The organism is Microbacterium nanhaiense (assembly GCF_014646015.1).
Lineage (GTDB): Bacteria > Actinomycetota > Actinomycetes > Actinomycetales > Microbacteriaceae > Microbacterium > Microbacterium nanhaiense.
Window position 1 is genome coordinate 222,332 of the sequence record NZ_BMMQ01000001.1, and the last position, 18,210, is coordinate 240,541.

20 protein-coding genes are annotated in these 18,210 nt (G+C 71.3%); 8 read left to right on the forward strand and 12 right to left on the reverse strand.

Features of this window, described 5'->3' with window-relative positions:
- The first annotated feature begins 140 nt into the window (after window positions 1–140).
- From IEX05_RS01160 to IEX05_RS01170, 3 genes are read left to right on the forward strand one after another with little or no spacing between them, the layout of a single operon-like run.
- Entirely contained in the window at window positions 141–914 is a 774-nt protein-coding gene (locus tag IEX05_RS01160) for an ABC transporter ATP-binding protein (protein WP_229661052.1), read from the forward strand.
- Window positions 890–2,434 carry a hypothetical protein gene (locus IEX05_RS01165; RefSeq protein ID WP_188699566.1) on the forward strand — a complete coding sequence of 515 codons (1,545 nt, stop codon included), beginning with the start codon at window positions 890–892 and terminating at the stop codon, window positions 2,432–2,434. Before IEX05_RS01160 ends, IEX05_RS01165 begins: the two co-directional genes overlap by 25 nt.
- A gap of 37 nt (window positions 2,435–2,471) precedes the next feature.
- Complete coding sequence (locus IEX05_RS01170; RefSeq protein WP_188699567.1) at window positions 2,472–2,738, forward strand: DUF3039 domain-containing protein; 267 nt, start codon at window positions 2,472–2,474, stop codon at window positions 2,736–2,738.
- Window positions 2,739–2,792: 54 nt separating this feature from the next.
- Here IEX05_RS01170 and IEX05_RS01175 read toward each other — a convergent pair whose 3' ends face one another.
- Window positions 2,793–4,091 (reverse strand): nicotinate phosphoribosyltransferase, encoded by a 1,299-nt coding sequence (locus IEX05_RS01175; protein ID WP_188699568.1) that lies wholly within the window; start codon window positions 4,089–4,091, stop codon window positions 2,793–2,795.
- A 67-nt stretch (window positions 4,092–4,158) separates the two neighbouring features.
- On the opposite strand from IEX05_RS01175, the gene IEX05_RS01180 reads away from it, so the two are divergent.
- The 4 genes from IEX05_RS01180 to rdgB are packed head-to-tail and all read left to right on the forward strand — an operon-like array spanning window position 4,159 to window position 8,126.
- Complete coding sequence (locus IEX05_RS01180) at window positions 4,159–5,493, forward strand: MurL-like N-terminal domain-containing (protein ID WP_188699569.1); 1,335 nt, start codon at window positions 4,159–4,161, stop codon at window positions 5,491–5,493.
- The gene (gene murD / locus IEX05_RS01185; RefSeq protein ID WP_188699570.1) at window positions 5,483–6,793 is read left to right on the forward strand and encodes a UDP-N-acetylmuramoyl-L-alanine--D-glutamate ligase; all 1,311 of its coding nucleotides are present in this window, start codon (window positions 5,483–5,485) and stop codon (window positions 6,791–6,793) included. The genes IEX05_RS01180 and murD overlap by 11 nt, the downstream gene beginning before the upstream one ends.
- A 20-nt stretch (window positions 6,794–6,813) precedes the next feature.
- On the forward strand, window positions 6,814–7,542 hold the full coding sequence (rph, locus tag IEX05_RS01190) for a ribonuclease PH (protein ID WP_188699571.1): 729 nt from the start codon (window positions 6,814–6,816) through the stop codon (window positions 7,540–7,542).
- The gene (gene rdgB / locus IEX05_RS01195) at window positions 7,539–8,126 is read left to right on the forward strand and encodes an RdgB/HAM1 family non-canonical purine NTP pyrophosphatase (protein ID WP_188699572.1); all 588 of its coding nucleotides are present in this window, start codon (window positions 7,539–7,541) and stop codon (window positions 8,124–8,126) included. The genes rph and rdgB overlap by 4 nt, the downstream gene beginning before the upstream one ends.
- 55 nt (window positions 8,127–8,181) lie before the next feature.
- On the opposite strand, the gene IEX05_RS01200 is transcribed toward rdgB, so the two are convergent.
- Genes IEX05_RS01200 through IEX05_RS01210 form a run of 4 tightly spaced genes read right to left on the reverse strand, consistent with a single transcriptional unit; the run spans window position 8,182 to window position 12,084 of the window.
- Window positions 8,182–9,270 carry an ABC transporter ATP-binding protein gene (locus IEX05_RS01200; protein WP_188699573.1) on the reverse strand — a complete coding sequence of 363 codons (1,089 nt, stop codon included), beginning with the start codon at window positions 9,268–9,270 and terminating at the stop codon, window positions 8,182–8,184.
- Window positions 9,267–10,061, reverse strand: coding sequence for an ABC transporter permease (locus IEX05_RS15160; protein WP_229661053.1), 795 nt, complete (start codon window positions 10,059–10,061; stop codon window positions 9,267–9,269). The genes IEX05_RS01200 and IEX05_RS15160 overlap by 4 nt, the downstream gene beginning before the upstream one ends.
- Complete coding sequence (locus IEX05_RS15165) at window positions 10,058–10,963, reverse strand: ABC transporter permease (protein WP_229661054.1); 906 nt, start codon at window positions 10,961–10,963, stop codon at window positions 10,058–10,060. The genes IEX05_RS15160 and IEX05_RS15165 overlap by 4 nt, the downstream gene beginning before the upstream one ends.
- A complete protein-coding gene (locus IEX05_RS01210) occupies window positions 10,960–12,084 on the reverse strand; it encodes an ABC transporter substrate-binding protein (protein WP_188699574.1) in 1,125 nt (374 codons plus the stop codon). The genes IEX05_RS15165 and IEX05_RS01210 overlap by 4 nt, the downstream gene beginning before the upstream one ends.
- A gap of 162 nt (window positions 12,085–12,246) precedes the next feature.
- Here IEX05_RS01210 and IEX05_RS01215 point away from each other — a divergent pair, with 162 nt between their 5' ends.
- Entirely contained in the window at window positions 12,247–13,701 is a 1,455-nt protein-coding gene (locus tag IEX05_RS01215; RefSeq protein WP_188699575.1) for an RNB domain-containing ribonuclease, read from the forward strand.
- Here the strand turns inward: IEX05_RS01215 and IEX05_RS01220 are convergent.
- Genes IEX05_RS01220 through IEX05_RS01250 form a run of 7 tightly spaced genes read right to left on the reverse strand, consistent with a single transcriptional unit; the run spans window position 13,687 to window position 18,129 of the window.
- Entirely contained in the window at window positions 13,687–14,106 is a 420-nt protein-coding gene (locus IEX05_RS01220) for a pilus assembly protein TadG-related protein (RefSeq protein ID WP_188699576.1), read from the reverse strand. The genes IEX05_RS01215 and IEX05_RS01220 overlap by 15 nt on opposite strands.
- Window positions 14,103–14,534 (reverse strand): TadE family protein, encoded by a 432-nt coding sequence (locus IEX05_RS01225; RefSeq protein ID WP_188699577.1) that lies wholly within the window; start codon window positions 14,532–14,534, stop codon window positions 14,103–14,105. Before IEX05_RS01225 ends, IEX05_RS01220 begins: the two co-directional genes overlap by 4 nt.
- Window positions 14,509–14,910, reverse strand: coding sequence for a TadE family protein (locus IEX05_RS01230; RefSeq protein ID WP_188699578.1), 402 nt, complete (start codon window positions 14,908–14,910; stop codon window positions 14,509–14,511). The genes IEX05_RS01225 and IEX05_RS01230 overlap by 26 nt, the downstream gene beginning before the upstream one ends.
- Window positions 14,910–15,119 (reverse strand): hypothetical protein, encoded by a 210-nt coding sequence (locus IEX05_RS01235; protein WP_188699579.1) that lies wholly within the window; start codon window positions 15,117–15,119, stop codon window positions 14,910–14,912. Before IEX05_RS01235 ends, IEX05_RS01230 begins: the two co-directional genes overlap by 1 nt.
- 21 nt (window positions 15,120–15,140) lie before the next feature.
- On the reverse strand, window positions 15,141–16,082 hold the full coding sequence (locus IEX05_RS01240) for a type II secretion system F family protein (protein ID WP_188699580.1): 942 nt from the start codon (window positions 16,080–16,082) through the stop codon (window positions 15,141–15,143).
- The gene (locus tag IEX05_RS01245) at window positions 16,079–16,948 is read right to left on the reverse strand and encodes a type II secretion system F family protein (protein ID WP_188699581.1); all 870 of its coding nucleotides are present in this window, start codon (window positions 16,946–16,948) and stop codon (window positions 16,079–16,081) included. Before IEX05_RS01245 ends, IEX05_RS01240 begins: the two co-directional genes overlap by 4 nt.
- The gene (locus tag IEX05_RS01250; RefSeq protein WP_229661055.1) at window positions 16,945–18,129 is read right to left on the reverse strand and encodes a TadA family conjugal transfer-associated ATPase; all 1,185 of its coding nucleotides are present in this window, start codon (window positions 18,127–18,129) and stop codon (window positions 16,945–16,947) included. The genes IEX05_RS01245 and IEX05_RS01250 overlap by 4 nt, the downstream gene beginning before the upstream one ends.
- Window positions 18,130–18,210 lie beyond the last annotated feature (81 nt).

Here is an 18,210-nt window from a genome sequence, read left to right on the forward strand (position 1 = left end):
ACGGTGTTCACCCGAACGTCATCCTCGATCTACCTTCAAGATACCAACGCCGGACAAGAACGCGTGGATTTCCAAGCTGATCCGGAGGAATCGGTCTGGCGCGCCCGGTGCGCGGCGGGCAGGATGGTTAGATTGGTCGGGTGACGGACACGGCGGGGGAGAACGCGCTCGAGCTGCGCGGCGTGGTGAAAACCTATCGAGGCGAGCCCGCGGTCGCGGGCATCGACCTGAGCGTTCCGGCAGGTTCGTTCTACGGCCTCGTCGGGCCCAACGGTGCCGGAAAGACCACCACGCTGTCGATGATCGCCGGCCTCGTCCGCGCCGATCGGGGTGAGATCCGCGTCTTCGACGTGGACGCGCGCGCCGATCCGCGAGCGGCGAAACGGCTGATGGGCGTCCTTCCCGACCGGATGCGCACCTTCGATCGGCTCACGGGCAAGCAGCTCCTGCACTACATCGGATCCCTCCGCGGTCTTCCGGCGGCGCAGGTGCGGGAGCGCGCCGACGACCTCGCCGACGCCTTCGATCTCGTTCCGGCGCTCGGCCGCGCCGTCAGCGACTATTCGACGGGCATGACGAAGAAGCTCATGCTGGCCTGCGCCATGATCCATGCGCCGCGGCTCCTGGTCCTCGACGAGCCCTTCGAATCGGTCGACCCGGTCTCCGCGCAGCGCCTCCTCGGTGTGCTGCGCACCTTCGTCGACCAGGGCGGGACGGTCATCCTGTCGGGCCACAGCATGAGCCTGATCGAGCAGATGTGCTCGCGGATCTCGGTCCTCGTGACGGGTCAGGTGCTCGCCGAGGGCACGCTCGATGAGGTGCGCGGCGAGATGTCGCTCGAGCAGCGCTTCATCGATCTCAGCGGCGGCGAGGAGAAGGGACGCCTCGAGTGGTTGCACACATCCTCCGCCTGAGGCTGGCGGAGACGGGCAGCTCCTTCCGGCGGCGTCCCCTCGCCTCCGCGCTGGCGCTCGCGGCCATCATCGCCGCGACCGCGGCACTGATCTGGGGAGTGCGCGCGCTGACGGGGCTACCGGGGGAGTCGGCGCGGATCGCGATCGTCGTGCTCGGATCGGTCGTCGCGGCGGGGTTCTTCCTCGCCCCGTTCGCGTCCACTCGCTCGGATCCGCTCGATCCGGCGTGTTTCTCGCTCCTGCCGCTCGCCCCCGCGGCGTATGCGAGCGGATCCGCCCTCGCGTCCGTCGCGAGCGCGCCCGTGCTCGCGCTCGCCGCGCTGGATACGGCGGCCGCGTTCGTGGGAGCGCACCTCGGGCCACCGGCCGGGATCGCGGCGGCCGGCGCGGCGGCCCACGTGTTCGCCTGCGCGATGCTCGCGCGCCTCGGTTTCGCGGCCAGCGACCGGATCCGCGCGGGCGGGCGCACGAGGGAAGGCGTCACGCTCGCGGGCATCGCCATCCTCGCGATCGCCGTGCCCGCGATCGTGTTCGCGGTCGGCACCTCGTGGCGCGAGGGCGCCCCCGCGCTCGCGACGTGGCTCGAACGCTCCCTCGCCCTCACGCCCTTCGGTGCGGGCCCGGCTGCAATCGCCGGCTCGCTGCCGTCCTCGCTCGCGCTCGTCGCCGCCGCGGTCTGGGCCCTCCTGCTCTTCGGCGCGTGGTGGGGAGTGTGCGCGCACGCGTTCCGCACGCTGCCCCTCGTCGACACGCACCGCGAGGCACGGCTGGGCTGGCTCGGTGTGCTGCCGCGGACCGCGACGGGCGCGATCGCGGCGCGAAGCATCATCTACTGGGCGAGCGACGCGCGTTACCTGTCGAACCTCATCGTGATCCCGTTCGCGGGGCTCGCCCCCGTCCTGCCGCTGATCGTCGCGGGCGTGGACCCGGCGACGGTGGCGCTGATCCCCCTTCCGATCATCGCGGCCTTCCTCGGATGGATCGCGCACAACGACCTCGCCTACGACTCTGAGGCCGTCTGGGTGCACCTCGTCTCGAGCGTCAGGGGCTTGGCGGACCGCGCCGGGCGGCTCGTTCCCGCGGCGATCGTCTCCGTTCCGATGCTCGCGGCGACGATCGCCCTGACCGCGAGCTTCGCCGACGCGTGGGATCACCTGCCCGCCCTCATCGGGGTGGCCCTCGCGCTCACCCTCGGCGGCTTCGGGCTCTCGAGCGTCTTCTCCGTCGTCTCGCCGTACGCGGTCGCCCGTCCCGGAGACAGTCCCTTCCGCCAGCCGCAGAGGTCCGGCGGCCTGGGCGTGATCGCGCCGGGATTCGTGCTGATCGCGACGCTCGCGATCGGTGCGCCGACGATGCTCGCCGCCTACGACGCCATCGCTCGCGGCGCCGAGCGCGACGACGAGGCGCTCCTCATCGGCGCGGGCACGGGGGTCGGTGTCTTCGTCGTGGGGCTCGCGATCGGGGCGCTCGTTTTCGAGAAGCGGGGGCACCGCCTCATCGACGTCGGACGCGCGGCATAGGGCCCGCCTGCGCCTGATCCGCTTTACACTCGTAGGCATGAGCACCCCACTCGATACCCCCGGATCCGGCGGAACCGCCGTCCTCGACCGCGAACTGCAGGAACTGCTCGAGGAGCAGCTGCAGGAGCCCGGCGATCACGAGCGCTTCAGCCACTACGTCCAGAAGGACAAGATCGTCGAGTCCGCGATCACGGGCAAGCCCGTGCGCGCGCTCTGCGGAAAGAAGTGGACGCCCGGACGCGACCCCGAGAAGTTCCCGGTCTGCCCCACCTGCAAGGAGATCTACGAGTCCCTCAAGAAGTAAGAGGCGACGAAGGGCGGCCCGCATCGACGCGGGCCGCCCTTCGTCGTGTCGCGCTCAGACGAGCGAGGTCGGGATTGCGGGATCCGATTTGCTGAGCGCCAGGGCGCGCACGGGCAGCTCGCGGCGCACCGTCATGTGATGTGCGCGCGCGGCGCGGACGCCTTCGGGGCCCTCGTGCGCCGCATCGATCTCGCCCTCCGCGATGAGGGGGACGACGAGGGACCGGGAGCCTTCGGGGGCCGGTTCGTTCGAGGCCAGCCGCACGTGCTCCTCGACGGCGACGCCGTTCTGCAGGATGCGGAATGCCTGCTTCGCCCCGCCCGTGGAGCCCTTGTCGAGCGCCTTCTTCGCGACCGGGATCCATTCGCCGGAGGCGCTCTGGCGTGCGACCAGTTTGTACACGAGGCCCGCCGTCGGGTAGCCGGAGCCCGTGACGAGCGAGGTGCCGACGCCGTACGAGTCGACGGGGCTGGCGGCGAGGGCGGCGATCGCGTACTCGTCGAGGTCGCTCGTGACGGTGATCTTCGTGTCCGTGTTACCGAGCGCGTCGAGCTGCTCGCGGACGTCCGCCGCCACGAGAGGCAGATCGCCGGAATCGATCCGCACGCCGCCCAGGCGCTTACCTCCGAGCGCCACGGCCCGACGCACGCCCTCCGCGATGTCGTAGGTGTCGACGAGGAGCGTGGTGTCGGGGCCGAGCGACTCGAGCTGCGCCCGGAACGCGTCCTCCTCGGTGTCGTGCAGGAGCGTCCAGGCGTGGGCCGCCGTTCCCATGGTCGGCACGCCCCAGGCCCGACCGGCCTCGAGGTTGCTCGTCGCGTCGAAGCCGGTGATGTACGCGGCGCGGGCGGCGGCGATCGCCCCCTGTTCGTGCGCGCGGCGCGAACCCATCTCGGCGAGCGGCCGGTCGCCGGCCGCGATCGACATGCGCGCCGCCGCCGTCGCGACCGCGGAATCGAAGTTCATGACGCTGAGCGCGAGGGTCTCCAGGATGACGGCGTCGGCGAAGGTGCCGGTGACGGTCAACAGGGGAGAACCGGGAAAGTACAGCTCGCCTTCGCGGTACCCCTCGATGGATCCGCGGAAACGGTAGCCCGCGAGATACTCCAGCGTCTCCGCGCTCACGACGCGCTCGTCGCGCAGGAAGCGCAGCTCGTCATCGCCGAAGCGGAACTCGCGCAGGAGGCTGAGCAATCGGCCCTGACCTGCGGCGACGCCGAAGCGGCGGCCACCGGAGAGCCTCCGGCCGAAGAGCTCGAAGACGCACTGGCGATGCGCGGTGCCGTCGCGGAGGGCTGCGTCGAGCATCGTGAGCTCGTATCGATCCGTGAGGAGCGCGGTCGAGGAAGACATGAACGTAACTCTAACGGCGAAGGCGTTCTCGCCGGGCTCCCGGGCGCCGCGTGTAGATTTGTCCGTTATGGAGTTCGCGTTTTCCGAGGCTCGTCCGCGCATCACCCGCTTCGAATGTCGGGAGGCGCAACGGTCGGGGAACGCGCTCACCCTGCGATACGCGGCGGTGGCCGGCGACGCCGACGCCTATGTCTTCGCCGAGCGCATCGAGATCCCGGGTGAGCTGCCGGACACGCCGGTCGTCGCGGGCCTCGTGCGCCTGCTGAGCCTCGCCGCCTCGCTCAGCTATTACAAGGCCTTCGCGCCCGTGCCCTTCGCGGTGCCGAGCGGCCTCACCGAGGTGGAACGGCGCTTCATCGCGGAGCTGATCGCCGGCGGGCTCGGGGAGTTCGCCGTCGTGAACGACCTCGCGGAGGTCCTCGAGCCCGAGATCGATGCGCCCCCGCTCGCGGCGGTGCCCTCCGGATCCGCGGGCGCCGCGCCGAGCCGCGCGCTCGTCGCCGTCGGCGGGGGCAAGGACTCGATCGTCTCGATCGAGGCGCTGAAGGCCGCCGGGATCGACGCCACCGCCTTCGGCATCAACCCGCGCCGCCCCATCGAGCGCACCGCGGAGGTCGCCGAGCTCGCCCTCGAGCGGGCGTCCCGCCGCATCGACCCCCTGCTGCTGCGACTCAACGCGGAGGGCGCGCCGAACGGGCATGTTCCCGTCACGGCGATCAACTCGATCATCGCGCTGCTCGCGGCCGTCGCGGGCGGGCACGACACGGTCGTGTTCAGCAACGAGGCGAGCGCCTCATACGGCAACCAGCGCTGGGCCGGGCACGACATCAATCACCAGTGGTCGAAGTCGAGCTTCTTCGAGGGGCTGCTCCGCGAGAGCGTGCCCGAAGGCTCGCCCGAGTACGTCTCCTTCCTGCGCCCCCTCACGGAGCTGCGCATCGCCCGCGCCTTCGCGCGCCACACGGCATACCACCGCGTCTTCACGAGCTGCAACCGTGCCTTCACGATGAGCGCGGCGTCCGACGCGAGCTGGTGCGGCGAATGCCCGAAGTGCCGGTTCGTGTCGCTGATCCTCGCCCCCTTCCTTCCGCGGGAGGAGTTGCTGGCGATCTTCGGCGGACGCGACCTGTTCGCGGAGCCGGAACAGCGCGAGGGGTATCTCGAGCTGCTCGGGGTCGATGGCCTGTTCAAGCCCTTCGAGTGCGTCGGCGAGCCCGACGAATGCCGCGTCGCGCTCGAATTGATTCGCGAGCGCGACGACTGGGACGGGCACCCCTTCCTCCAGGACCCGGCCGTGCAGGCAGTGGGTGCGAGCACCGTCGAGCGCGAGAGCGTCTTCGCGTGGCGTGAGAACGAGCACTTCCTCTCGACGCGCCTCGAGGAGGTCGCCCGTGCGATTTGACGAGCTCGCCGGACGGCGCGTGGTCATCTGGGGTGCGGGCCGAGAGGGCCGCGCGGCTCACGCCGAGCTCGCCGGGCGCGGAATCGACTCGACGATCGTCGTCACCGGATCCGCCGAACCGCCCGCGGGCGTCCTCGGCGGCGACGCCGCCTGGACCGCCCTCCTCGGGGCCGACGCGATCGTCAAGTCGCCGGGCATCTCGCACACCTCGGCCGAGTACCTTGCGCTCGCGGAACGCGGCGCGGCGATCACCTCCCTGACCGACCTGTGGCTGAACGAGAACCGCGACAAGGTCATCGGCGTCACGGGCACGAAGGGGAAGAGCACCACCTCGGCCCTCGTGCATCACATTCTCCGCGCCACGGGCCGTCGGGCGGAACTCGCCGGCAACATCGGCATCCCCGTGGGGCCCCGGGTCGGCGACGACGTCGACTGCGCCGTCACCGAGATCTCCAGCTACCAGGCGGCCGAACTCAGTGCCTCGCCGCGCGTCGCCGTGCTCACGTCGCTCTACCCCGAGCACCTCCCGTGGCACGGTGGATACGACCGCTACGTCGCCGACAAGCTCAATCTCCTCGCGCACGGCCCCGAGACGATCGTGCTCCCCGCCCGCACGGGCGAGCTGGCCGACCGCGTCCGGGAGCGCGCCGGGAACGCCGAGATCATCACGCCCGCCGAGCTCGGCATTCGCGTGAGCGAGGAGGCGATCGAGTGGGACGGCGGCCTGCGACTCGAGCTCGACGGCATCGCGCTCGTCGGCGCGCACAACATCGTCAACGCGAGCCTCGCGCTCGCCGCGGTGGACGCCTACGTCGGGGGCGTGGACCGCGAGGCCGCGCTCGCCGCCCTGGCGAGCTTCTCGCCGCTCGCACACCGATTGGAGCGGGTCCCCTCGGGCGACTCGCGCGTGTGGATCGACGACAGCCTCGCGACCGCGCCGCAGGCCGTCGCGGCCGCGCTCACGAGCCTCGCGGCGCCGCACACCGCCCTCGTGATGGGCGGGGCGGAACGCGATCTCCCCTTCGACGCGCTCATCGAGGCGCTGGCCGGGCGCGACGACGTCACCGTCGTGTGCACGGGGCCCGCCGGAGCGCGATTCGCGCGGGACGCCGAGGGCCGCGCCCTGCGGATCCGCCGGGCGCGAGACTTCGCCGACGCGCTCGAGCTCGCGCGGGCCGCGACCGGCGAGGGCGACACGATCCTGCTGTCGCCCGGAGCCCCCAGTTTCGACGAGTTCGCCGACTACGAGGCCCGCGCCGCGGCCTTCCGCGCGGCGGCCGCAGCCTCAACCCCCACCTAATCGCCCCGAAAGAGGTACTGATGACCACTCGAGCCGACGGACGAGCCCTCGACCAGCTTCGCCCCGTGACGATCGAACGCGGCTGGAGCAGCCAGGCCGAGGGCAGCGCCCTCATCAGCTTCGGCGACACGAAGGTGCTCTGCACCGCCAGCTTCACGAACGGCGTGCCGCGCTGGCTGACCGGGCAGGGCAAGGGCTGGGTCACCGCCGAGTACGCCATGCTGCCCCGGGCGACGAACGAGCGCTCGCAGCGCGAGAGCATTAAGGGCCGCGTCGGCGGTCGCACCCACGAGATCTCGCGCCTCATCGGGCGCGCCCTGCGCGCCGTCGTCGACACGAAGGCGCTCGGCGAGAACACCCTCGTGATCGACTGCGACGTCCTGCAGGCCGACGGCGGAACGCGCACGGCGTCGATCACGGGCGCGTACGTCGCACTCGCCGACGCGATCGAGTGGGGCCGCGAGCGCGGCTTCGTCGCCAAGAAGGCGCAGCCCCTGACCGACTCGGTCGCGGCGATCTCCGTCGGCATCATCGGCGGGACGCCCATGCTCGACCTGCCCTACGTGGAAGACTCGCGGGCCGAGACCGACATGAACATCGTCATGACGGGATCCGGCGCGTTCGTCGAGGTTCAGGGCACGGCCGAAGGAGCCCCCTTCGACAAGGCCGAGCTCGACCAGCTGCTCGAGCTCGGGGCGAAGGGGTGCGCCGACCTGACGGCGCTGCAGCGCGAGGCGCTCGCGCGATGACGCAGATCGTCCTCGCCACGCACAACGCGCACAAGATCGCAGAACTCCAGGCGATCGTCTCGGGGGTGCGCCCCGATATCGAGGTCGTGGGCTACGACGGGCCCGAGCCGATCGAGGATGGCACGACGTTCCAGGCGAACGCCCTCATCAAGGCGCGCACGGCGGCGCGGCACACGGGGCTCGTCGCCCTCGCCGACGACTCGGGGGTGTGCGTCGACGTGCTCGGTGGATCGCCGGGCGTGTTCTCGGCGTACTGGGCCGGCCACCGCAAGGACGACGCCGCGAACCTCGAGCTGCTGCTCGACCAGATCTCCGACCTCAGCCGCGACGAGGATCGCACGGCGCACTACACCTCGGTGATCGCGCTCGTGACACCGACGGGTGAGGAGCACACGGTCGAGGGAATCTGGCCGGGCCGCATCGCGCGAGAGCCGCGCGGCGACGGCGGTTTCGGCTACGACCCGATCTTCGTGCCGGAGGGATCCGAGAAATCGGCGGCCGAGCTCACCGCCGCCGAGAAGAACGCCGTCTCGCACCGGGCCAGGGCCCTCGAGGCGCTCGTTCCCCTGCTCGCGGCTCTCTGACGGGAAGCGGCGACCGGTTCGGCCCGAGCCCACGCGGCTCGGGCCGAGCTAAGCCTCAGTCCGCCTCGCGCGCGGCGACGGGTTGCGGATCGACGGCGAGGAACACGCGCTCGCCGAAGCTCAGCCGGTGCGCCGCATCGTGCTGCACGCGCACGAGGTCGCCGCTCTCGGTGCGCACGAGCGACCGGCGCAAACTTCCGAGGAAGATGGTCTCCTCGACCGTCCCCGCCACGGCCGCCTCCTGCTCGCCGACGACGCGCAGGTTCTCGGGGCGGAGGTGCACATCGACGACGCCGCGCGCCGCCGCGTTCAGCGGGATGCGGGTTCCCCACACCGTGACGTGGTCGCCCGCTGCCTCGCCGCGCACCACGCTCGACAGGCCGACGAACGACGCCACGTGCGCGGTCGCCGGACGCATATAGAGATTCTCCGGCGTGTCGAGCTGATCGATGCGGCCGGCATCCATGACGGCGATCCGGTCGGAGACCGCGAGCGCCTCCTCCTGGTCGTGCGTGACGAAGAGCGTCGTGATGCCGAGACGCAACTGGATCCGGCGGATCTCGTCGCGCAATTGCACGCGCACCTTCGCGTCAAGGGCGGAGAGCGGCTCATCGAGCAGGAGCACGCGCGGCTCGGTAACGAGCGCGCGGGCCAGGGCGACTCGCTGCTGCTGGCCGCCCGAGAGCTGGTGCGGAAATCGGTCGGCGAGGTGATCCAGGCCGACAAGGGCGAGCGCATCGGCGGCGCGCCGGCGGGCCTCGGGTTTCCGCACGCCCCGGCGGCGCAGACCGAATGCCGTGTTCTCGATGACGCTGAGGTGCGGGAACAGCGAATACGACTGGAAGACCATGCCCATGTCGCGCTTGTTCGTCGGCACCCGCGACACGTCGCGGCCACCGAGCAGCACGGCGCCGCCATCGGAGGATTCGAGGCCCGCGAGCACGCGCAGCGCGGTCGTCTTGCCACAGCCCGAGGGGCCGAGCAGCGAGACGAACTCACCGGGCGCGATATCGAGGTCGACCCCGTGCAGCACCTTCGCGGATCCGTAGCTCTTCTCGATGCCGCGGAACTCGACGCGCGTGCCGTCTCCGGCCTCGGCGAGGAGCACGTTGTCGGCCGTTCGGGGCAGGGGAGTGGGGTTCATGGCTGGGCCTTTCGGGAGCCGCGCCCGACGCGGCCGACGATGAGGAGCAGGACGAAGCAGAAGGCGAGCGCGAGCAGCGTGAAGATCGCGGGAAGGTATGGATCCCGCTTGCTCACCACGAGCATCGCCGTCTGGAAGACATCGCGGTTCAGCAGCGAGGCGATCGTGAACTCGCCGAGGACGACCGCGATCGAGATCAGCGAAGCCGCCAGGAGCCCCTGGCGGAGATTCGGGGCGAGCACGCGAAGCACGACCGTGGGCCAACCGGCGCCGAGCGAGCGCGCGGCCTCGGCGAGCGTCTTCAGATCCGCCGCGTCGATGGAGGCCTGGATCGACCGATAGGCGAACGGTAGAACGGTGATGCCGTACGCGAACGCGAGGGTCCAGGTGCCCGTACCGATCGAGCGCGCGATGTGCAGGTAGATCGGCGCGAGCCCTACGACCAGAACAATCGCGGGGATGGAGATCGGCAGGAGCGCGACGAACTCGAAGAGCGGCTTCAGGCGGGGGAAGCGCAGGTTGACGAGGATCATCGTGGGCGCGAGCAGGAGGAGCACGATCGCGACCGTCACGAGGGCGAGCACGAGCGAGTTCGTGAGCCCGATCCAGATCGGCCGAAGGGCGGCGCTCGCCGACGGATCCGCCAGGGCGGCCCAGCGTGCGAGCGTGGTCGACCCGTCGGGCGTCTGGACGGTGTAGAGCAGCGTCGAGGCCAGCGGGACGAGGAAGAATGCGACCACGAGGATGCCGATGATCCAGCGCGTAGCGCGGGTGGGAGCGATGCGGTTCACGCCTGCCACCTCGCCGCTCGGCGCTGGATCAGGGAGTACAGCCACATGACCACTCCGACGACGGCGATCATTCCGAGCGCGAGGGCGCCGGCGAGGTTCTCGCGGCCCAGCACCGTCTCGCTCGTGAGCGCCGCGCGAATCTGCAGCGGCACGATCTGGGATCCCTGGCTCGCGAGCGCCGCGGCCGTTGCGTAGGACGAGAATCCGTTCGCGAACAGCAGGAGGAGGCTCGCGAGGAACGACGGCGCGAGGATGGGCACGCCCACGCGGAGCCAGAAGCCCGCCCGCGTACCGCCCAGCGTGAGGTTCGCCTCGGCCCACTGCGGCTTCAACGCCGCGAGCGACGGCATGAAGGTGATCACCATGAGGGGGATCTGGAAGAACACGTACGGGAGCACGAGCCCGGGCATGTCGTACAGCCACGTGCCGTTTTCGTAGATGTCGATGCCGAGCCCCTCGCGCAGGAACACCGTCACGACCCCCTGCACGCCCATCGTGGCGATGAAGGCGAAGGCGAGCATCACACCGCCGAACTGCGCGAGCACACCGGAAGCGGCGTCGACCGTGGCGCGCACCGCGCCCGCCGGGTCGAGCCCGAGCATCGCGTAGCACACGAGGGCCCCGATGACGGCGCCCGCCACCGCCGTCAGGGCAGAGAGCCAGGCGGAGTTGCCGAAGGCCGTGAGCACGGCGGGGTCTCCGAGCGCGGCGACGTTCGACCACGTGAACGCGCCGCCCTCGTCGAGGAAGCCGGAGGCGATGGCGAGCACGGTCGGCAGCGCGAGGAAGACCAGCACGTAGGTGGCGAACGGGACGAGGCCGAGCCACGCCCAGGAGCGCGCCGGACGCCGGCGTCCCGCGGAGGGCGGGGCGCCGGCGTCGGAGGTTGCGGCGAGGGTCACTGGACCGCCGAGGCCCACTTCTCGCCGAGGAGCGCGCCGGCCGCATCGCTCTGCTCCTGCGTCGGGACGAGCGTCTGCGCCGGGGCCTCGGGGAGGGCGGCGGCCAGCTCTTCATCGATGGTCCCGGCGTCGATCATCGCGTCCATGCGGGCCGGCCGGGCGCCTCCCGCGAGGAAGAGGTTCTGCACCTCGTCGCTGAACAGGAACTCCTGCCAGAGGCGCGCGGCGGCGGGGTGCGGCGCGTCGACGTTGATCGCTTGGTTGTAGTAGCTCGCGTAGCCCTGATCCGGGAACACCACGACCTGCCAGTCAGGGTTGTCGCTCGTGTAGGAGGCGTTGAGGTAGTCCCAGTCGAAGACCACGGGCGTCTCACCGGAGGCGACCGTCGCCGGCGTGACGTCGACCTTGAGGAAGTTGCCCGCGGCGTTCAGCTCGCCGAAGAAATCGATGCCGGGCTGGAAGTCGTCGAGCGATCCACCGTCCAGCACCGAGGCGAGGCCCACCGCGGCGAAGGCGGCGCCGGCCTGCGTCGGGTCGCCGTTGATCGCCACGGCGCCCTTGTACTCGGCACCGGCGAGGTCGGCGAGCTCCGTCGGCGCCGGGAACTTCGAGGTGTCGACACCGACGGACATGTAGCCGCCGTAGTCGCCGACGAAGCGGCCCTCGGGATCCTTCAGCGATTCGGGGATGTCGTCGAAGCCCTCGACCTTGTAGGGCGCGAATGCATCGAGGTTCTGCAGTGCGACGGCGAGGCCCAGGTCGAACACGTCGGGCGCCTTGTCGGTGCCGGCGTTGGTCTCGGCCGCCTGGATTTCCTCGGCGCTCGACACGTCGGGCGAGGCCTCGTTGATCGTGATCTCGGGATAGCGCTCCGCGAATAGGTCGAGGATCGCGCCGTAGTTCGCCCAGTCGCGCGGGAGCGCAATGACGTTGAGGGCGCCCTCCTCCTTTGCCGCGGCCTCCAGATCCTCGAAGGATCCGAAGTCGGCGATCGAGGTCGCGGTGGCGGCCGCGGAGTCGGCGGCGGGTTCGTCGCTCGCGCAGGCGGCGAGGGAGAACGCGCCCAGCGCGATCACGGCGACGCCGGCGGACAGACGCAGGGGGCGGGGGAGATGAGACATGGGATTCCTCTCGAGGTCCGGCGCGCGCCGGATAACGGGTGCCGGTGGAATCTATACGCGCCGGGTGTCCGGCGCGCGCGAGACGGGTGAACGACGAGTGACCGCCTGATGACGCGGGGCCGCAACGCGGGCCCCGGGGGCGAAGCGCACTAGGGTAGGCGCATGACCGCGAGAAAAGCCCGCCTGTCATCGTCCGCTCGCGCCCTGGCGGAGTCTTTCGCCGCGCTGCGGGCGGAACTGCAGATTCCCGCCGAGTACCCCGCCGATGCGGTCGCCGAGGCCGAGCGCGTGATCAGGTCGGGCGTCGCCGTGGACGGATCGGACGAGGCGCGTGCCGACCTCGAGGACATTCCGTTCCTCACGATCGACCCGGAGGGCTCGCGCGACCTCGACCAGGCGATGCACCTCGAACGCGACGGCGACGGATACGTCGTGCATTACGCGATCGCGGACCTCGCGGCGTTCGTCGTGCCGGGCGGCGCCCTCGACGCCGCCACGAGGGAACGGGGACAGACGCTGTACGCGCCGGATGGGTCGACCGGCCTGCATCCCGAGCAGATCGCGGGCGACGCGGCGTCGCTGCTACCCGAGCAGCGCCGACGCGCCTATGTGTGGCGGTTCGCGCTCGGATCCGACGGCCGGGTGGCGGACACGCGCCTCGTGCGCGCGTGGGTGCGCTCGCGCAGGCGTTGGACCTACGCCGAGGTGCAGGCCGAACTCGATGCCGGCACCGCACCGGACGGGCTGCGCCTGCTCGCCGAGATCGGCGCGCTGCGCATCGAGCTCGAAGCGGAGCGCGGAGGCGCGAGCCTGCGGATGCCGGAGGAGGAGATCGTCGAGGTCAGGGGCCAGTTCGAACTGCGCGCCCGGGCGACGCTGCCGGCCGAAGACTTCAACGCGCAGATTTCGCTCATGACGGGAATGGCAGCCGCCGAGCTGATGCTGCGCGCGAAGGTGGGGATCCTGCGCACCATGCCGCCCGCCGACCAGGAGGCGGTCGACGAGTTCCGCCGTCGCGTCGCGCTGCTCGACCGGCCGTGGCGCACGGACATCAGCTACGGCGAATACCTGCGCCAGCAGGATCCCGCCGACCACGCGACGCCGGCCGTGATGCAGGCGGCGACCGCGTTGTTCCGCGGCGCGGGCTACGAGGCCTTCGACGGTGCGCCGCCCAAGCAGGCCGTGCAATCTGCGATCGCGGCGCCGTACTCGCACGCGACGGCGCCGTTGCGGCGCCTCGTCGACCGGTACGTCTTGGCGATCTGCGAGGCGGAGGCGAACGGTTCGGACATCCCCGGCTGGGCGCGGGAGGCGCTGCCGCAGCTGCCGAAGATCATGGGGCGCAGCGGTCAGCTCGCGAGCCGGCTGGAGAACGGGTGCCTCGCCCGCGTGGAGGCGGCCGTGCTCTCGCACCGCATCGGACGCGAGTACGTCGCCGTCGCAGTCTCGCGGCGCGGCGGCAACGGCACCCGCGTGCAGATCGCGACCCCGTTCGTGACGGCGGACGTCGCGGGCGAGCCCGAGCTCGGGTCGATCGTGCGGGTGCGGGTCGAAGCGGCCGACATCGCGGCCGGCACCATCTCCCTCAGCCTCGTCGGCGCCTCACCCCGCGAGTGAGGCGCGGCTCGTGCCGACCGCGGTCAGGACGACGCCGCGCGGCACGATGACGCCGAGGAGCTTCGGCTCCCACAGATCCGAGACGGTCGCGCGAGCGGTCGTCGGGCCGGCGAGCTGCACGTCGACGAGCCACGCGGATCCGGGGGAGACCCGCAGCACCTCCGCCGCCTGCTCGCGCGCGATCTGCGGATCCAGCTCCAGAGCGACTCCGGACGGCACCGGGATGATCTCGAAGCCGTCGGAGGCGGCGAGGGCGGCGGCGTCGGCGAGGGCATCGATGCGGCGCTGTGCGACGAGCAGATCGATGCCATTGACGCACACCAGCAGCACCGCGAGCGCGAGCGCGAGGTAGCCCGCCATGAGCGGAAGGATGCTGCCGCTCTCGTCGTCGGCGAGCGGCGTCATCGCGCGAGCCGTTCGACGCGGTAGGTCGCGGTGCCCGTCACCGGCACCGAGAGATTCTCCGCGAAGATCTCCGGCATCAGGGGGAGCGCGACGGCTCCCTCGACCGTGACGACGATCGTCGAGCCCGCCGCGGGGCATTCGTCCGTGGCGGGGTGGCATTCAGCCCGCAGGTGCAGAGCGGCGGGATCGAGGCCGTAGCCCGAGGCGACCAGCTCGCGAATCACATCGGGCGGCACCTCGGATCCGGTCGCGAGCGAGCGGGCGACGAAGCGCGCTGTCGCCTCGGCCCCGAGCGAGGCGTTTTGCACCATTCCGAGCGCGATCACGAGGTAGACGATCGGCACGAGAAGCAGGATGCCCGCGACGAGGAACTCGATCGTGGCGCTGCCGCGCTCGGGGTCGTCAGCCGACGCGTTCGACGGGAGCATCTGCCGTCACCAGCGTTCCTTGTCCGGGCCCGACGAAGCCGACGAGCGGAAGCGTTGCCGCGATGTGCACGCGGACGGTGTCGAGGCCGCGCAAGCTGCCCGGCACGATCGCGACGAAGGAGATCAGGTCGCGCCCGACGCCGCGCTCGACGGCCGCGCGGGCGCGGGCCTCGGCCTCGGCGGGCGAGGTGTCGGCGAGGGCGGCGTAGAACGCCGCATCGACGGCCGCATCCTGCACGACGTTGCGCACGTGCATCGCCAGCGCGAACTGCACGACTCCGAGCGTCAACATGGTGAGGAGCACCCCGATGAGGATGAACTCGACGGGCGCGGATCCGCGTTCCCCGTCGGCGGGACGGGGCTCGAGCCGCGCCATCACATGCTCGGGATGATCGCCATGGCGCGGTCGAAGAGTTGCTCGAGCGCCGGGCGCGCGAGCAGCCAAATGCCGACGACGATTGTCGCCGTCATGAGCGTCACGAGGACCCATCCGGGCACGTCGCCCCGATCGGCGTCGTATTCGCGGTCGATGGCGCCCCAGGCGGTGCGGAGGCGGGCGAGGGCTGTGGTGATGCGGGTGAACATGGGACGTCCTTTCGTGTGGGCTCAGAAGCCCGTCTGTATCAGGGAGATGCCGGGGAAGATGGCGAACAGGATCGACAGGGGCAGGAGGCCGAACACGAGCGGGACCATCATGTAGATCTCCTTGCGACCCGCCGTCTCGATGAGGCGCCGCTTGGCGTCGTCCCTGGTGTCGGCCGCCTGCGCCTGCAGCGTCTCCGCGAGGGGCGAACCCCGCTCGATCGCGGCGACGGTGTGGTCGATGGCCCGCGTGAGGACGGGCGCGTGGAGCCGGCGGGTCATGCCGGTGAGCGCGTCCGTGAGCGTGGCGCCCGTGTCGACCTCGACCGTGACGGCGCGAAGTTCGGCGGTGAGTTCGCCGGATCCGACGCCCGCGACGCGCCGCACGCTTCCGAGAATGCCCTCGCCGGCCGCGAGGCACAGGGCCAGGAACTCCAGCACGGTGGGCAGCTCCTCCTCGATCCGGGCGACGCGCGCGCGTGCCTGCGAGGTGAGGGCGAGATCGGCGAGGACGAGGCCGCCGACGAAGCCGATCGCCGGGAGGGCGATGACCGGTGCGGTGAATCGGCCGCTCGCCACCGCGACGACGATCAGGAGCGCCCCCGCGGCGGACCCGACGACCGCCCACACCAATTGGCTGCCACGGAACGCCGCGGCACCCGCGGGCCGACCCGCCTGCGCGAGCCGCAGCTCGACCGACTCGGCGCCGCCGGCGAGCCGGGCGAACCGCGCCTGCGCGCGCGCCCAGAGAGCCCGCGCGCCGCGCGCGACCGCGAGCGTCGGATCCGTCAGCCGCTCGGGCAGTGACGTGCCGGCGGGATCGGTGACGTCGCGCACATAGGGCGCGATGCGGACCGTCAGCGACGCGACCCGCCACGACGGGAGGGCCGACGCGATCGACCACAGCCCGAGGCCCGCGCCGCCGCCGAGGACGATCGCGATCGCGATGTCGGTGAGGTCCGTCACGCGAACCACCTCCGCGGCTCGGGGAGTCGGCCGACGCGCAGCATGATCCGATAGGAGACCAGGGAAACGCCGGCGCCGACGAGAATCAGGAGCACCCCGGCGGCCGAGGCGTAGGCGCGGGCGGCCTCGGGGCGCAACGACAGGATCGCGAGGACGAGCCACGGAGCGACGGCGCCGAGGACAGCGGCACCCTTCGTCCACGACTGCTTCGACTCGACCTCGCCGCGCAGCGCCGCGTCGGCGCGAATCGAGACCGATAGCGCGCGCAGCACGGGCACGAGCTCCGTCCCGCCCACCTCGCGCGCCATGCGGAGGGTCTCGATGATGCGGTCGGCCATGGGATCGGCGAGCGTGTGCTTGAGCCGGTCGAGGCTCGACGCGAAATGCCCCGTCACGCGCATGTCGCGCTCGAACTGGGCAAACGCCGGTCGCAGTGCCTGCGGCGCGGACTCTCCGAGGACAGCGATCGCGTCGGGCAGAGACAAGCCCGCGCGCACCGAGCCCACCAGCAGATCGCAGACATCGGGCCATAAGGCTCGGCGCTGTCGCACGAGCTTCGCGGCGCGGGAGCGCAACCACACGACCGGGGCCGCGGCGGCGGCCGCCGCCGCGAGCAGCGACAGCACCGCGACGTCCGTCGCGAGCCACGCGATCGCCGCAGCGACGAGGGCCGCCGCGACCATGCCGGTCCCGAGGATCCGCGGCGCGACATGGGAGTATCCCGCGAGCTGGAGGATCTCGAGCGCTCGCCGCGTGAGCGCGCCGGGACCGCGGGGACCGGCAGCGCGTTCGACGCTCGGCCAGAGCCATGGCGAGATCGCCAGTAGCACGCCCGTCCCGAACAGCAGGCCGAGAACGACGCTCATGCGACGCGCTCCGATCGCCGCAGGGGAAGCGTATCCGCGGGGGCGGCGCGGTACAGAGTGCGCGTTTCGGGGATCTCGTCGATGGTGCGTCGCGTCGGCTCGGCGATCTCCGCGACGTAGCGGTGCCCATCCGGCCGCCTCGCGCAGTGCACGACCAGGTCGAGCGAGCGCAGGACGGCGGGCAGCACGAACTCGCGGTCGATATTGCGGCCGGCCAGCAGGGGGAGTGCGGAGAGCTTGACGAGGGCGTCCTCGGCGGAGTTCGCGTGGATCGTGGCGGCGCCGGGCAACCCCGTGTTCAGGGCGAGCACCAGGTCGAGCGCCTCGGCGTCGCGCACCTCTCCGACGACCAGGCGGTCGGGGCGCATGCGCAGCGCCTCCTTCACGAGGCGGCGCAAGGTGATCTCGCCGGTACCCTCGAGGCTCGGCTGACGCCCCTGCAGGGCGACGATGTCGTGCGCGGCGATCGACAGCTCGAAGGTCTCCTCGACAGTGACGATCCGTTGCGAGGGCAGACTCTCCGACACGAGTGCGCCGAGCATGGTCGTCTTGCCGGCGTGCGTAGCGCCGGACACGAGGATCGACTTCCCCTCGCGAATCGCGCCGGCGAGCGAATCGGCCTCGGCGCGGGGGAGGGAGCCGTGCTCGACGAGCCTGTCGAGATTGCCGAAACCGGGCAGGAACTTTCGGATGTTCACCGACCATGCCCCTCGCGCGATCCCGGCGAGCACGACGTGGAGGCGGGATCCGTCGGGTAGCGACGCGTCGACGAAGGGCTGGCTGACGTCGATGCGGCGACCGGTCTGGTGCAGCATGCGTTCGACCGTGTCGCGGATCTGCTCGTCGGTGAGGCGGAGACCGATCTGCTCTGACACTCCGCCGCGGGCGACGAAGATCTTCTCCGGACCGTTGATCCAGATCTCCTCGATCTCGGGGTCGTCGAGCAGGTCTTGCAGGGGCCCGTAGCCGGCCACCGAGGCGACGACCGACTGCACCGCCTGGTCGAGATCGTCGATCGTGCGGGATCCGCGCGCGAGCGCGTAATCGTTGTGGCGCGTGATCTCGGCGACGGCGAGGCGCCTGACGTCATCCCGGGTGACCTCGCGGCGGCCGAGCACGGCTTGGTCCGAGCGGATCCGCTCGCGCACCCGCTCGATCACCGATTGCTGCTCTGCACTCACGGCCACAGCGTCGCAGAAATCGCAACCTCGCCGCGAAAGTTATCCACAATCGGAGAAAACTCGCTCGTGACCTGGGTAATG